This window comes from Sphingomonas sp. Ell38C01, assembly GCF_055231975.1.
This window is the reverse complement of sequence record NZ_JBUYVA010000001.1, coordinates 104179-116851: the sequence shown is the minus strand read 5'-3', so window position 1 is coordinate 116851 and position 12673 is coordinate 104179. Positions and strand designations below refer to the sequence as shown.

The window sequence follows — 12673 nt, the reverse complement described above, 5'->3', positions numbered from 1 at the left end:
TCCGCCATCCTACAGGTGGCGTGCCCAGTGCGCTTCGGAGACGATGGAAACCGGCACGCCGGCGGCGCGCATCTCGGACGCCTTCAGGATCTTGTTGCCGAACGACGAGTGTTTCCATGATTCCGTCGCATAGAAGCTGATGACCAGCACGTCGGTGCGGCGGGTCAGCGGGCCGCACAGGCCACCGCGCTCTTGCACGACGGCCTCGCAATGCTTGCGTTGGCCGTAATTGAATGTCCCGGTAAAGCAGTAAGTCTTGCCGCCGAACACGAGGGCTGGTTCCGGGTCACATAGCGGAAGCGTCGTAGCCTTGAGGACTTCCCCGAGTTCAAAATCACGATTCGAGAAACTGTTGAGCGTATCAAGCAGATCCCGACACTCCTCGGCGTTCGCGATACCGTCTGCCAGAACGCCGATGATTCGATCGTAGAGGATCCGGATTATCGGTTGATCGGTGATGGCGACATTGGCTGCGAGCCACTTCTGCAGAAACTCGACCTCGGTTCGGTTCAGCGCGCCATCGGCGGCGACGCCCCGCACGATCCGGTCAGTTCGTCGCGTTGACGAGACGTGATCCGATCATTGCCGACACGCGCGTAGAAGGCCCCGTTGCTCATCGATCCTGGCTCCCTCATCGCTACGGTGCTGGATCGTCGAGAATATCGCAAGCGGACCTATAGAGCGTGATGACGTAGATCTGAATCGCTGAGGATTCCCATGGGGCTGGCGATCTGATTCAATGTGCCGGCTGGCGAAGGAGGCCAGCCAGCATGTCAAAGCCGTATTCGATGGACCTGCGGGAACGGGTGGTCAGGGCGGTAATCACCGATGGCATGTCGTGTCACGCGGCTGCTTCACGCTTCGGGGTGGCGCCGAGTTCGGCGATCAAATGGGTGCGGCGCTTTCGCGATACGGGCAGCGCCGCACCGAGCCGGATGGGTGGTCGCCGATCCAACATCCTGTCCGGCGCGACACGTGACTGGCTGCTGGAGCGGATGACCCGCGACTTCACCTTGCGTGGACTGGTAGCGGAGTTGGCGAGCCGCGACGTGAAGGTCGACTATGTTCAGGTCTGGCGGTTCGCCCATGTCGAGGGGCTGAGCTTCAAAAAAAAGCGTGATGCCCGCCGAACAACTCCGTCCCGCGATCGCCCGGCGTCGGGCGCAGTGGAAGAAATACCAGGGTCGGCTTGATCCGGCGCGTCTCGTCTTCATCGATGAGACGTGGGTGAAGACGAACATGGCCCCCTTGCGCGGTTGGGCACCGGTCGGCCAGCGGCTCCATGCCAAGGTGCCCTACGGCCACTGGCGCACGATGACGTTCCTGGCGGCGCTGCGCTGCGACCGGATCGACGCGCCGTGCGTGCTGGACCAGCCGGTCAACGCGCAAAGCTTCACCGACTATATCGAGCAGTGCCTCGTGCCGACGCTGTCGCCCGGCGACGTCGTCATCATGGACAACCTCTCCAGCCACAAGAAACCCGCCATCCGCAACGCTATCCGTGCGGTCGGTGCCAGGCTGCTGTTCCTGCCGCCCTACAGCCCGGACCTGAACCCGATCGAGCAGGTTTTCGCCAAGATCAAACACCTCATGCGCAAGGCCGCCGAGCGATCCCACGAGGCAACATGGAGACGCGTCGGCACGCTTCTCGATGCCTTCTCCCCCGCAGAATGCCGCAACTACCTCGTCAACTCAGGATATGGGTCAGCTTGATGTCATCCGACTCTAGGCAATAAGTGGAACGTGGAGAGTGGAACGCGGGCGCGTGATGCCCGTTCACCTGCGCATGACCAAACCAGCCAAACGCCCCCACCGCGACAGCCACGGCCGCTTCGAGCCCGCGCATCGCAATCGTAACATCGCGATCGGCGCGGCGACCGCAGTCGGTGCGCTGGCGAGTGCGGTCGGGGCAGCGCTGCATTTCGGGTTGCTCGACCGGTTCTTCGGGCACGGGCCGGGGAATGCCGAGCATCCTGCGCCCGATCTTGCCGCGGACAAGCCGCATCCCGGTGCGGACCACCGCGCGCCCGACGCGTTCCGGCCGGACCCGACCGCGCCAGTGCCGGAATCGGAACGCGAGGGTCTTCGGCCCGCGACCGGACCGGCCCGGTGAGCGATCGTGGGACCACGGAGAGGTAGACCGGAGCGTCGGACTGAGGCGGTCACACGCCGTCCAGTATTGTGATGCTACCGACTTCACGTCGCTTCCGCGGCGCGGTGCTTCGCTCGCGGATTTCGGTCGTGATGAAGCGGGACCCCGGATCAAGTCCGGGGTGACGTGGAGGAGTGGGGATGGCCATCGGCCGAGCCGGCGCTGGTTGACGGCTGGATTCCGGGAATAGCCCGGCATGACGGTCATAAAGTGTATCGCTGTCTCTATGCGTCGATGCTGGTGCCCGTCGACGCGTTGACCAGCCCGCCATCGACCGCGATCGTCTCGCCGATCACATAGTCGCCGGCTTTCGAGGCGAGGAAGATAGCGGTGCCGGCCATGTCCTCGGCGACGCCGATGCGTTGCGCGGGGATGGCCTTGGCGACCGACTCGCCGTGGTCGCGCGCGGCGCGGTTCATTTCGCTGGGGAAGGCGCCGGGGGCGATCGAGGTCACGTTGATATGGTCCTTCACCAACCGCGCGGCGAGGCGCTTGGTGAGGTAGATCAAAGCGGATTTCGAGGCGTGGTAGGAATAGGTTTCCCACGCGTTGAGGCGCAGGCCGTCGATCGAGGTGATGTTGATGACCTTGCCCGGCCGCGCGGCGCTGGCGGCGGCCTTGAGCAGCGGATGGAGCGCCTGCGTCAGGAAGAAGGGCGACTTCACGTTGAGGTCCATCACCTTGTCCCAGCCGCTTTCGGGGAATTCCTCGAACGGGACTCCCCAGGCCGCGCCGGCATTGTTGACGAGGATGTCGAGACGCTCCTCGCGTTCGCCGAGCGCGGCGGCGAGCGCCTTGCAGCCGTCGACGGTCGCAATGTCGGCAGGGAGCGCGATGCAGTTCGGGCCGAGTTCGGCGGCGGTTTCCTCGCAGGCGGGGGCCTTGCGCGACGAGACGTAGACCTTCGCGCCCTGGGCGACGAAGCCGGCGGCGATCATCTTTCCGATCCCGCGGCTGCCGCCGGTGACGAGCGCGACGCGGCCGTCGAGCCGGAACAGGGTAGTGGTATCCATGACGTCTCTCCCATCGGTGATGTCGTCATCCCGGCGAAGGCCGGGATCTCGTGCCAGGCGTGTCGCCCTCGCGGCGCGAAACCCCGGCTTTCGCCGGGGTGACGTGTGGTGATTCACCCCCCGCGCTTGATCGTCTCGCGCGCGATGATGATCTGCTGGATCTGGCTGGTGCCCTCGTAGATGCGGAACAGGCGGACGTCGCGGTACAGGCGCTCGATCCCGTAATCCGCGATATAGCCCGCGCCGCCATAGATCTGGACCGCCTTGTCGGCGACGCGGCCGACCATCTCGCTGGCGAAATATTTCGCGGCGGCGGACTCCATGACGACATCCTCGCCGCGATCCTTGCGCGCGGCCGTCTCCAGCACCAGCGCGCGCGCCGCCAGCGCCTCGGTCTTGCAGTCGGCGAGCATGCCCTGGATCAGTTGATGCTCCGCGATGGCTTTTCCGAACTGGGTGCGGGTGGTGGCGTAAGCGACGCAGTCCGCGATCAGCCGCTCGGCGACCCCGACGCACACCGCGGATATGTGGAGCCGCCCGCGATCGAGCACGCGCATCGCGATCTTGAAGCCCTCGCCCTCCGCGCCCAGCCGGTTGGCGGCGGGGACGGGGACGTCGTCGAAGATCACGTCGGCGACTTTCGCGCCCTTCTGCCCCATCTTCTTCTCGGGCTCGCCGATCGTGATGCCGGGGAGCGACTTCGGGACGAGGAACGCGGAGACGCCGCGCGCGCCGGCTTCGTCGCCGGTGCGCGCCATGACGGTGAACAGGTCCGCCTTGTCCGCATTGGTGATATAGCGCTTCGTACCCGACAGGCGGTAGACGTCGCCGTCGCGGATCGCGCGCGTCTTCACCGCGCCCGAATCGGAGCCGACATCGGGTTCGGTCAGCGCGAAGCTGGTGACGATCTCGCCGCTGGCGATCCGGGGGAGCCACTCCGTCTTCTGTTCGGGGGTGCCGGCCATGACGAGCCCCTGAGACCCGATCCCGACATTGGTGCCGAAGGTGGAGCGGAAGGCGGGCGTGGTGCGCCCCATCTCGATCGCGACGCGGCATTCCTCCGCCATGGTCAGCGCCAGGCCGCCATGCTCCTCCGCGATCGACAGGCCGAACAGCCCCATCTCCCGCATCGCGTCGACGATCCCCGGCGGGATCGCGTCGTTCGCCTCCACTTCGCCTTCTAGCGGGCGCAGGCGCTCGGTGACGAAGCGGCGGACGGTATCGATCAGTGCATCGAAGGTTTCGGGATCGAGGGCCATGCGGGTCTGTCTTTCCTGAGCGTCGCGGCACTGGCTACCCGTCCCGGCGAGCGGCGGCAAGTCCGGCAAACCCGAAATTCGAACCGAGGCGCATTGACGATGCAGGTGCCCATACTATGCTGCCGAAAACACGGACACAGGAGAGAATGATGCGCTTCCAGGGCAAGCGCGCCGTCGTGACCGGCGGCGCCTCGGGAATCGGCCGTGCGACGGTGCTGCGGCTCGTCGAGGAGGGCGCCGAGGTGTGGATCGGCGACGTCGACGAGGCGGGCGGCAGCGAACTGGCCGATACGTCGAACGGGCGGATCCGTTTCCTGCGCACCGACGTGACCGACGCCGCCCAGATCGAGGCGCTGATGCTGGCGGCGGACGCGGCGGGCGGCGTCGACGTGGTGTTCAACAATGCGGGTGCAGGCGGCGCGCGCGAACCGATCGACCAGATCTCGCCCGAGGACTGGGACCGGACGCAGGCGCTGCTGCTGCGCTCGGTCGCGCTGGGCATCCGCTATGCCGCGCCGCTGATCGCCAAGCGCGGGGGCGGGGCGATCGTCAACACCTCCAGCGTGTCGGCGCTGGGCACCGGTTATGCGCCGACCGCCTATTCGACCGCGAAGGCGGGCGTGCTCCACCTGACGAAGCTGGCGGCGGCGGATCTGGCGAAGCATCGGATCCGCGTCAACGCGGTGGTGCCGGGGTTCATCACGACCAACATCTTCACCCGCCATCTGGACGTGCCCGAGGCGAAGCGCGCGCAGGCGAACGTCGCGATCGCCGCGATCGCCGCGCGTGCGCAACCGGTCCAGCGCGCGGGCACCTCTGAAGACATCGCGGCGGCGGTCGCGTTCCTGGCGAGCGAGGACGCTGCGTTCGTGACGGGCACGCATATCCTGGTCGACGGCGGCATGACGATCGGGACGCAGGCGAGCTGGGACGCGACACAGCCCTCGCTGTTCGACGCGCTGGACGCGTTCAAGTGACCGACCCCGCAATCGCGCCGGGCGTCGTCGGCGCGGCGGCGGTGCCCGACCGGCGTCGCCTCGCGAACCGGACGATGGCGAGCTACGGGTTCGGCGCGGTCGCGTACGGGGTGAAGGATTCCGGGTTCGGCACGTTCCTGCTGCTGTTCTACAACCAGGTGGTCGGGCTGCCCGCGGCGACGGTGGGGTTCGTCGTGATGCTCGCGCTGCTGATCGACGCGTTCGTCGATCCGACGGTGGGGCTGATGTCCGATCGGACGCGGACGCGCTGGGGGCGGCGGCATCCGTGGATGTATGCCGCCGCGCTGCCGATCGCGCTGGGCTGGATCGCGCTGTGGAACCCGCCGGTGATGGGCGAGGCGGCGACGCTCATGTGGCTGTTCGTGACGGCGGTGGTCGTGCGTAGCGCGGTCAGCAGCTACGAGGTGCCGTCGCAGGCGCTGACGCCGGAGCTGACCTCGGACTATGACGAGCGGACGCGGATCATGGCGTATCGCTATCTGTTCGGCTGGGCGGGCGGTCTGCTGATGCTGTTGAGCGCCTACATGATCTTCCTCGCGCCGACGCCGCAGTTCGCCAACGGTCTGCTCAACCGCGCGGGCTATGCCGGGTTCGCGCTGTTGGGGGCGGCGGCGATGTTCGTCGCGATCCTCGTCTCCGCGCTGGGCACCCACCGCGAGATCGTCCGGCTGCCGAAACCGGTGATCCACGACCAGACGGTCGGCACGACGCTGCGCGAGATGGGGCAGACGCTGAACAATCGCGCGTTCGTGATCCTGATGCTGGCGGGGGTGTGCGCCTATACGATCCAGGGGATCGGCTATGCGATGTCGAACTATCTCTACAGTTATGTGTGGGGATTCCGCGGATCGATGTTCGTGTACCTCACGATCGTCCTGTTCGCGGGCGTCGTCGTCGCGTTCGTCGCGGCGCCGCGGATCGGGAAGCGCGCGAGCAAGCCGCATGCCGCGATGATCGCGGTGCTGATGGGGGCGACCTTCAACACCGCGCCCTATTGGCTGCGGCTGGCGGGGATGTTTCCGGAGGTGGGGGATGCGGCGCTGCTGCCGGTGTTCTTCACGCTGGTGACGCTGGGCACCGCGAGCAACGTGACGGGGTTCATCCTGGGCGCGTCGATGATGGCCGACGTGGTCGAGGATTCGGAGGCGAAGACCGGGCGACGGTCCGAAGGGGTGTTCTTCGCGGGATCGTTCTTCGTTCAGAAATGCACCTCCGGCGTCGGCATCTTCCTGGCAGGCGTGATCCTGTCGGTGGCCGGGTTCCCGGAAAAGGCGGTGCCGGGGCAGGTGTCGGTGGCGACGATCGACCGGCTGACGCTGATCTTCGGGGTGATCTATGTCGTGATCGCGGCGCTGGCGGCGCTGTTCTTCTCGCGCTTTCCGTTCGGGCGGGCGGAGCATGACGCACGACTGGCGCGGCTGGCCGGGGCGGGAATCGTGGACGCCGCGCCGCGCGAGCCGTGAGCGCTAACAGCGCTATCGGTGCGATTCGAGGGCGTGCGCGGCACCGTCGCTAGAGTCATCGGGCATTCAGACTGACGTCGCGCCGCCGGTCGTCGTCGCGGCGAAACGCTTCGTCGGAAAAGGTTCCGTTCGGTGGGGTCGCGCTATTTCCAACCTGGGAAACCCCCTCTAGCCCAAGATCAACGGATCGCGGGACCTTTGGGGGGTCACATGACATTCAAGATGCTTGCAGCGCGATTCGCGCTGGTGTTTACGCTCGGCCTGATGACGGCGACCCCTGCGATGGCGCAGTTCTGGCAGTGCGCGCCCTATGCCCGCGAGATTTCGGGCATCGCGATCCGCGGCAACGCGAACACCTGGTGGGGCCAGGCCGAGGGCCGGTACGAGCGCGGCCATGCGCCCAAGGTCGGCGCGGTCCTCGCCTTCGACTCGACCCGCCGGATGCGCGTCGGCCATGTCGCGATGGTCAGCAAGATCGTCAGCGACCGCGAGGTGCTTCTGACCCATGCCAACTGGTCGCACCGCGGCGCGATCGAGACGAACGTCCGCGCGATCGACGTGTCGGCGGCGGGCGACTGGAGCATGGTGAAGGTGTGGTATGCGCCGCAGGGCGGGCTCGGCACCTCGAGCTATCCGACGCGCGGCTTCATCTATTCGGGGCATGCGCCGCAGATCGCCCCGGCACCCGAGCCTGCGATCGAGACGACCCCGGCGCTGCCGACGGTGGTGATCGCTACCAATGCGCCGGTCCCGGTCGCGCACACGGTCTCTGGCACCGCGTTCTGATCGATCCCGTCGCGGATCGCCGTTCAGCGATGATGGGATCCGCCTTCAGGGCTTCGCCCCGAGAAAAAGCGGAGCCCCGGATGACGGCATCTCGCCGGGGCGATCTGGGTTCGCAGCGTGCACGTCGAACCGACCCAGTGGCGGATCACGCCGCCCGGAACGTCATCGCCACCCCGTTCATGCAATAGCGCTTGCCGGTCGGCTTCGGTCCGTCGTCGAAGACGTGACCCAGATGCCCGCCGCAGCGCGCGCAGTGCACCTCGACCCGCGCCATGCCGAGCGACGAATCGGTTCGCGTGCCGACGCTGCGGGGCAGCGGCGCCCAGAAGCTGGGCCAGCCCGTGCCGCTTTCAAACTTGGTCTTCGAGGAGAAGACCGGCTGCGCGCAGCCGGCGCAAGCGAATGTCCCTGCGCGATGCTCGCCGTTGAGCGCGCTCGAATAGGGGCGTTCGGTGTCCTCGTGGCGGAGCACCTGATAGGCGGCAGGCGACAGGCGCTTGCGCCATTCGGCATCGCTCAGCCGGAAGGGAAAGGTTTCCGCCGCGGCGGCCTCAGGCGCGGTGCCGCATCCGAACAGGACGATCGAGGCGGTCGCGGCACCGGCGAGGCCGAACAGGCGACGGCGATCGATGGGGGCGGAAGGGCTGGTCATCGTCATGATATAGGTCAGGATGTTTGCGATGCCAGCGGTGGAACCCCGCACCCAGGCCGCGCGCTTGGGCGGGACAGTCTCGAAGGTTTCCCCTATGTCGTTCCAGCAGCTCGATCCGCCGATCCCCGTCACCGTGCTCGACAAGGGACCGGGCTATGCGTTCGCGGTCATCGATTACGGGCAGGAGCACAACCTGATCTGGGTGACCGCGATCAACGAAACCGGCGAGATCTGGTGCGCGCCCAACCCGCAGGTGCGCGCGCAGTCGAACTGGACGATGGGGCGCAAGAAGCCGCCCGCCGTCGCGGAGCGCGAGGGCGACAGCTGCACGCCGGGCAAACCGTCCTGACACTGTCCGTCCGCGCCGTCGCGTGATAGCCACGCCGCGATGACCGAGGCGATCCATACCGAAATTCTGGCCATGGCCGAACGCGCGCGGCACGCCGCGGCGGCGCTGGCGACGACACCCTCGGCGGACAAGGTGCGGGCGCTCCACGCCGCCGCCACCGCGCTTCGCGATGCTGCGCCCGCGATCCTTGCGGCGAACGCCGCCGACATGGCGCGCGCGACCGAAAGCGGGCTGAGCGCGGCGATGCTCGACCGGTTGTGGCTGGATGCGGCGCGGCTGGAGGGGATTGCCGCAGGGGTCGATGCGGTCGCCGACCTTGCCGATCCGGTTGGACAGGTGATCGACGAGGCGGTGCGGCCCAACGGGCTGAACCTTCGCCGCGTGCGCGTGCCGATCGGGGTGATCGGGATCGTTTACGAAAGCCGGCCTAACGTGACCGCCGACGCAGCGGCGCTGTGTGTGAAGTCGGGCAACGCGGTCATCCTGCGCGGTGGGTCGGAGGCGCGCGACACCAATGCCGCGATCCATGTGGCGTTTGCGGGTGCGTTGGCGGCCGCGGGGTTGCCCGCAGACGCGGTGCAGCGCGTGGCGACGACGGATCGCGCGGCGGTGGGCGCGCTGCTGGCGGCGGAGGGGGCGATCGACCTCGTCATCCCGCGCGGGGGCAAAGGGCTGGTCGCGCGGGTCCAGCGCGAGGCGCGGGTGCCGGTGCTCGCGCATCTCGACGGGATCAACCATGTCTATGTCGACGCTTCGGCGGACCCGGCGATGGCGGCGGCGATCGTCGTCGATGCGAAGATGCGGCGGACGGGGGTGTGCGGCGCGATGGAGACGCTGCTGATCGATCGCGCGTATCGGGAGACGCCGACGCTGGTCGCGGCGCTGCGCGCGTCGGGGTGCGTGGTGCTGGGGGATGCGGCGGTGCGCGCGCTGGTGCCGGGTGTCGCACCCGCGGATGACGAGGATTGGGATACCGAGTATCTCGACGCGATCGCCTCCGCCGCGATCGTCGACGGGGTGGACGGCGCGATCGGGCATATCGCGCGCCACGGTAGCCACCATACCGACGCCGTGGTCGCCGCGGACGAGGGCGTCGCGGAGCGGTTCCTGGCGCGGGTCGATTCGGCGATCGTGCTGTGGAACGCCTCGACGCAGTTCGCGGACGGCGGCGAGTTCGGGCTGGGTGCGGAGATCGGGATCGCGACCGGGCGGCTCCATGCGCGCGGGCCGGTCGCCGCCGAAGGGCTGACGACGTACAAATGGGTGGCGCGCGGGACGGGGCAGGTTCGCGGGTGAACCGACAATCAACGGGGCGCGTCGGGCTGCTGGGGGGATCGTTCAACCCGGCGCATCGCGGGCATCGCCGCATCACGCTGGCCGCGATCGACGCGCTGGGGCTGGACGAGGCGTGGTGGTTGGTGTCGCCGGGCAACCCGCTGAAACCCGCCAGGGGGATGGCGCCGCTGCCCGCGCGGCTGGCGTCCGCGCGGCGGATGGCGCGGCGCGCGCCGATCCGTGCGACCGACATCGAGACGCGGCTGGGGACGCGCTACACGATCGATACGTTGCGCGCGCTGGTGCGGCTGCATCCCAAGATGCGGTTCGTATGGCTGATGGGGGCGGACAATCTGGCGCAGTTCCATCGGTGGAAGGACTGGCGCGGGATCGCGCATACGCTGCCGATTGCGGTCGTCGCCCGTCCGGGCTATGAGCGGGTTGCCCTCGCGGCCCCCGCGAGCGGTTGGCTGCGGCGCTTCCAACACCCCGCACGCCAGGCGAAGCGTTGGACCGAGTGGAGTCTTCCGGCGCTGGTGAGCCTGTGCTTCCGCCCCGACCCGACCTCCGCGACGCAACTGCGCCGCGCCGATCCGGACTGGTATCGCCATGCGGGCGACACCCGTCCCGCTGCGCCACCCCAGATGAAACCCCAGGAGTAACCTTGGCCTCTACCCAACCCGCCTACCGCTCTTCCGACATCGAAGCGATCGAGGCGCTGCACGCAATCGTCCTCCAGTCGCTCGACGACGACCAGGCGGTCGACACGATCTCGATCCCGCTCGCGGGGAAATCGTCGATCGCGGACTATATGGTGATCGCCAGCGGTCGCTCGACGCGGCAGGTCGCATCGATGGCGATGAAGCTGGCGGAGAAGATCAAGGCGCAGACCGGCCGCCCCGCGCGGATCGAGGGCCTGCCGACCGCGGACTGGGTGCTGATCGACGGCGGCGACGTGATCGTCCACCTGTTCCGGCCCGAGGTGCGCAGCTTCTACAATCTGGAGCGGATGTGGTCGTTCGGCGATGCGCCGCCCGCGCCCGAGACGGCGCCGACGACGCCGCAATAACCCCGCGTCCGCGCGCGTGCTGCTCCACATCGTCGCGCGCGGCCGGATCGCCCGCTCGCCCGAAGGTGACCTCGTCGACCGCTATATGAAGCGGATCGCGTGGCCGACGCGCGTCACCGAGCTGCCCGATACCGGTGGCCGGATGCCCGATCTCCTGGGGCAGGCGAAGCGTGTGCTGCTCGACGAGAAGGGCGAGGTGATGGCGTCGAGCGCGTTCGCCGCGACGCTGGGACGGTGGCGCGACGACGGCGTGCGCGAGGCGCGGTTCGAGATCGGTGCGGCGGACGGGTTCGACGACACGGCGCGGGCCGGGGCGGACCTGCTGGTGTCGTTCGGGCGCGCGACATGGCCGCACCTGCTGGCGCGCGCGATGCTGGCGGAACAGCTGTTCCGCGCGACGAGCATCCTGGCGGGGCATCCCTACCATCGGGAGGGTTAGGTGACGGGTGTCGTCCGTCGTCCGTGCGTGGACCGCGTTTCTCGACGTCGCTCGAAACGAACGGGGGTGATGGCGTTGGCCCTAGGCGGTGCGGTGGCGACCTTGCTGCTCGCGACCGCGGCGCCCGCGCAGGACGACCTTGCGCTGGCGCGGGCGCGGTTGGTCATCGCGCGGTCGGAGGCCGCGGAGGCGGGGCGACGCGCGGCGCGGCTGGAGCGTGCGGCCGAGGGCGAGCGCGATGCCGCCGCCGCGGCACGGGCTTCGGAGGCGGCAGTGGCGGCGCGGATCGAGCGGGCGGAGGCGGATCTGGCGGCGGCGCGGGCGCGCGTGGCGATCGTGGGCGCACTGCTCGCGCGGCAGCGTGCGGAGCTGGGTGCACGCCAGCAGCCGGTCGCGCGGTTGCTGGCGGCGTTGCAGTCGCTCGCGGGTCGGCCCGCGGTGGCGGCGATCGCGCAGCCGGGATCGGTCGACGATCTGGTGCATGTCCGCGCGGTGCTGGGCAGCGTGCTGCCGGTGGTGCGCGCGCGGACCGCGGACGTGCGCGCCGATGTCGACCGCACGCGCGCGCTGGAGGCCGGGGCGGCGGTCGCGGCGAAGAGCCTGCGCGACGGGCGCGCGGCGCTGGTCGGCGAGCGCCGGCAGCTCGCGGCGTTGCGAACCGCGCACGCCGCGCGGGCGGCGACGCTGGACCGAAGCGCGCGCGCACAATCGGATCGCGCGCTGGCGATGGGGGAGGCGGCGCGCGACCTGGTCGACCGGATGGATCTGATCGGCGGCGCACAGGCCACGCTGGCGGAGCTGGAGCGGTTACCGGGGCCGCCGGCGGCCGAGGAGGCGGCTGGTCCCGCGCGGGCGCCGGCGTATCGGCTGCCGGTCGCGGGGCGGCTCGTCACCGGGCTGGGCGAGACGTCGGATTCTGGCGTGCGGTCTCGCGGGGTGACGCTGGCGGTCGCGCCCGGCGCGGCGGTGGTGGCGCCAGCCGGGGGACGCGTGGCGTTCGCGGGGCCGTTCCGCGGGTATCGCACCGTGGTGATCGTCGATCATGGCGACGGCTGGTCGAGTGCGATCACCGGGCTGGCGCGGGCCGATGTCGCGGTCGGCGCGGCGGTCGCGGCGGGCGCGCGTGTGGGGGTCGCGCCGGCGGAGGATGCGCCGCAGGTGACGGTGGAGCTGCGCCGTCGCGGCCGGCCGGTCGACATCACCGCGCTCGTCGGGTGA

At 69.0% G+C, this 12673-nt stretch carries 15 protein-coding genes; 11 read left to right on the top strand and 4 right to left on the bottom strand.

Annotated elements, in window-relative coordinates; genetic code table 11:
• Positions 1-9: 9 nt before the first annotated feature.
• Positions 10-540, bottom strand: coding sequence for a BRCT domain-containing protein (locus tag ACV7NO_RS00600; RefSeq protein ID WP_463404103.1), 531 nt, complete (start codon positions 538-540; stop codon positions 10-12).
• 230 nt (positions 541-770) lie between these two features.
• On the opposite strand from ACV7NO_RS00600, the gene ACV7NO_RS00595 reads away from it, so the two are divergent.
• Both ACV7NO_RS00595 and ACV7NO_RS00590 read left to right on the top strand, forming a co-directional pair.
• Positions 771-1713, top strand: a protein-coding gene (locus ACV7NO_RS00595; RefSeq protein ID WP_463404102.1) for an IS630 family transposase whose coding sequence is annotated in 2 segments (ribosomal slippage) — positions 771-1117 and positions 1116-1713 — 945 coding nt in all. Because the reading frame shifts where the segments join, the coding sequence is not laid out codon by codon here.
• 73 nt (positions 1714-1786) lie between these two features.
• Positions 1787-2113, top strand: a complete 327-nt coding sequence (locus ACV7NO_RS00590) for a hypothetical protein (protein WP_463404101.1) — start codon at positions 1787-1789, stop codon at positions 2111-2113.
• A 263-nt stretch (positions 2114-2376) separates the two neighbouring features.
• On the opposite strand, the gene ACV7NO_RS00585 is transcribed toward ACV7NO_RS00590, so the two are convergent.
• Positions 2377-3165 (bottom strand): SDR family oxidoreductase, encoded by a 789-nt coding sequence (locus ACV7NO_RS00585; protein WP_463404100.1) that lies wholly within the window; start codon positions 3163-3165, stop codon positions 2377-2379.
• Positions 3166-3278: 113 nt separating this feature from the next.
• Positions 3279-4424: an acyl-CoA dehydrogenase family protein gene (locus ACV7NO_RS00580; protein ID WP_463404099.1), complete on the bottom strand. Its 1146-nt coding sequence runs from the start codon at positions 4422-4424 to the stop codon at positions 3279-3281.
• 149 nt (positions 4425-4573) lie between these two features.
• Between ACV7NO_RS00580 and ACV7NO_RS00575 the strand changes: the two genes are divergently transcribed.
• From ACV7NO_RS00575 to ACV7NO_RS00565, 3 genes are all read left to right on the top strand, one after another.
• Positions 4574-5401, top strand: coding sequence for an SDR family NAD(P)-dependent oxidoreductase (locus tag ACV7NO_RS00575; protein ID WP_463404098.1), 828 nt, complete (start codon positions 4574-4576; stop codon positions 5399-5401).
• Complete coding sequence (locus ACV7NO_RS00570) at positions 5398-6885, top strand: MFS transporter (RefSeq protein WP_463404097.1); 1488 nt, start codon at positions 5398-5400, stop codon at positions 6883-6885. Before ACV7NO_RS00575 ends, ACV7NO_RS00570 begins: the two co-directional genes overlap by 4 nt.
• Positions 6886-7095: 210 nt before the next feature.
• The gene (locus tag ACV7NO_RS00565; protein ID WP_463404096.1) at positions 7096-7671 is read left to right on the top strand and encodes a CHAP domain-containing protein; all 576 of its coding nucleotides are present in this window, start codon (positions 7096-7098) and stop codon (positions 7669-7671) included.
• A 145-nt stretch (positions 7672-7816) separates the two neighbouring features.
• Here ACV7NO_RS00565 and msrB read toward each other — a convergent pair whose 3' ends face one another.
• Complete coding sequence (msrB, locus tag ACV7NO_RS00560) at positions 7817-8323, bottom strand: peptide-methionine (R)-S-oxide reductase MsrB (protein ID WP_463404095.1); 507 nt, start codon at positions 8321-8323, stop codon at positions 7817-7819.
• Positions 8324-8417: 94 nt separating this feature from the next.
• On the opposite strand from msrB, the gene ACV7NO_RS00555 reads away from it, so the two are divergent.
• From ACV7NO_RS00555 to ACV7NO_RS00530, 6 genes are all read left to right on the top strand, one after another.
• On the top strand, positions 8418-8672 hold the full coding sequence (locus ACV7NO_RS00555) for a hypothetical protein (protein ID WP_463404094.1): 255 nt from the start codon (positions 8418-8420) through the stop codon (positions 8670-8672).
• Positions 8673-8711: 39 nt separating this feature from the next.
• On the top strand, positions 8712-9968 hold the full coding sequence (locus ACV7NO_RS00550; protein WP_463404093.1) for a glutamate-5-semialdehyde dehydrogenase: 1257 nt from the start codon (positions 8712-8714) through the stop codon (positions 9966-9968).
• Positions 9932-10609, top strand: coding sequence for a nicotinate-nucleotide adenylyltransferase (locus ACV7NO_RS00545; RefSeq protein WP_463404092.1), 678 nt, complete (start codon positions 9932-9934; stop codon positions 10607-10609). The genes ACV7NO_RS00550 and ACV7NO_RS00545 overlap by 37 nt, the downstream gene beginning before the upstream one ends.
• A 2-nt stretch (positions 10610-10611) precedes the next feature.
• Positions 10612-11016 carry a ribosome silencing factor gene (gene rsfS / locus ACV7NO_RS00540; RefSeq protein WP_463404091.1) on the top strand — a complete coding sequence of 135 codons (405 nt, stop codon included), beginning with the start codon at positions 10612-10614 and terminating at the stop codon, positions 11014-11016.
• Positions 11017-11032: 16 nt separating this feature from the next.
• Positions 11033-11455 carry a 23S rRNA (pseudouridine(1915)-N(3))-methyltransferase RlmH gene (locus ACV7NO_RS00535; RefSeq protein ID WP_463404090.1) on the top strand — a complete coding sequence of 141 codons (423 nt, stop codon included), beginning with the start codon at positions 11033-11035 and terminating at the stop codon, positions 11453-11455.
• Between the two features lie 69 nt (positions 11456-11524).
• Positions 11525-12673, top strand: a complete 1149-nt coding sequence (locus tag ACV7NO_RS00530) for a murein hydrolase activator EnvC family protein (protein ID WP_463404089.1) — start codon at positions 11525-11527, stop codon at positions 12671-12673.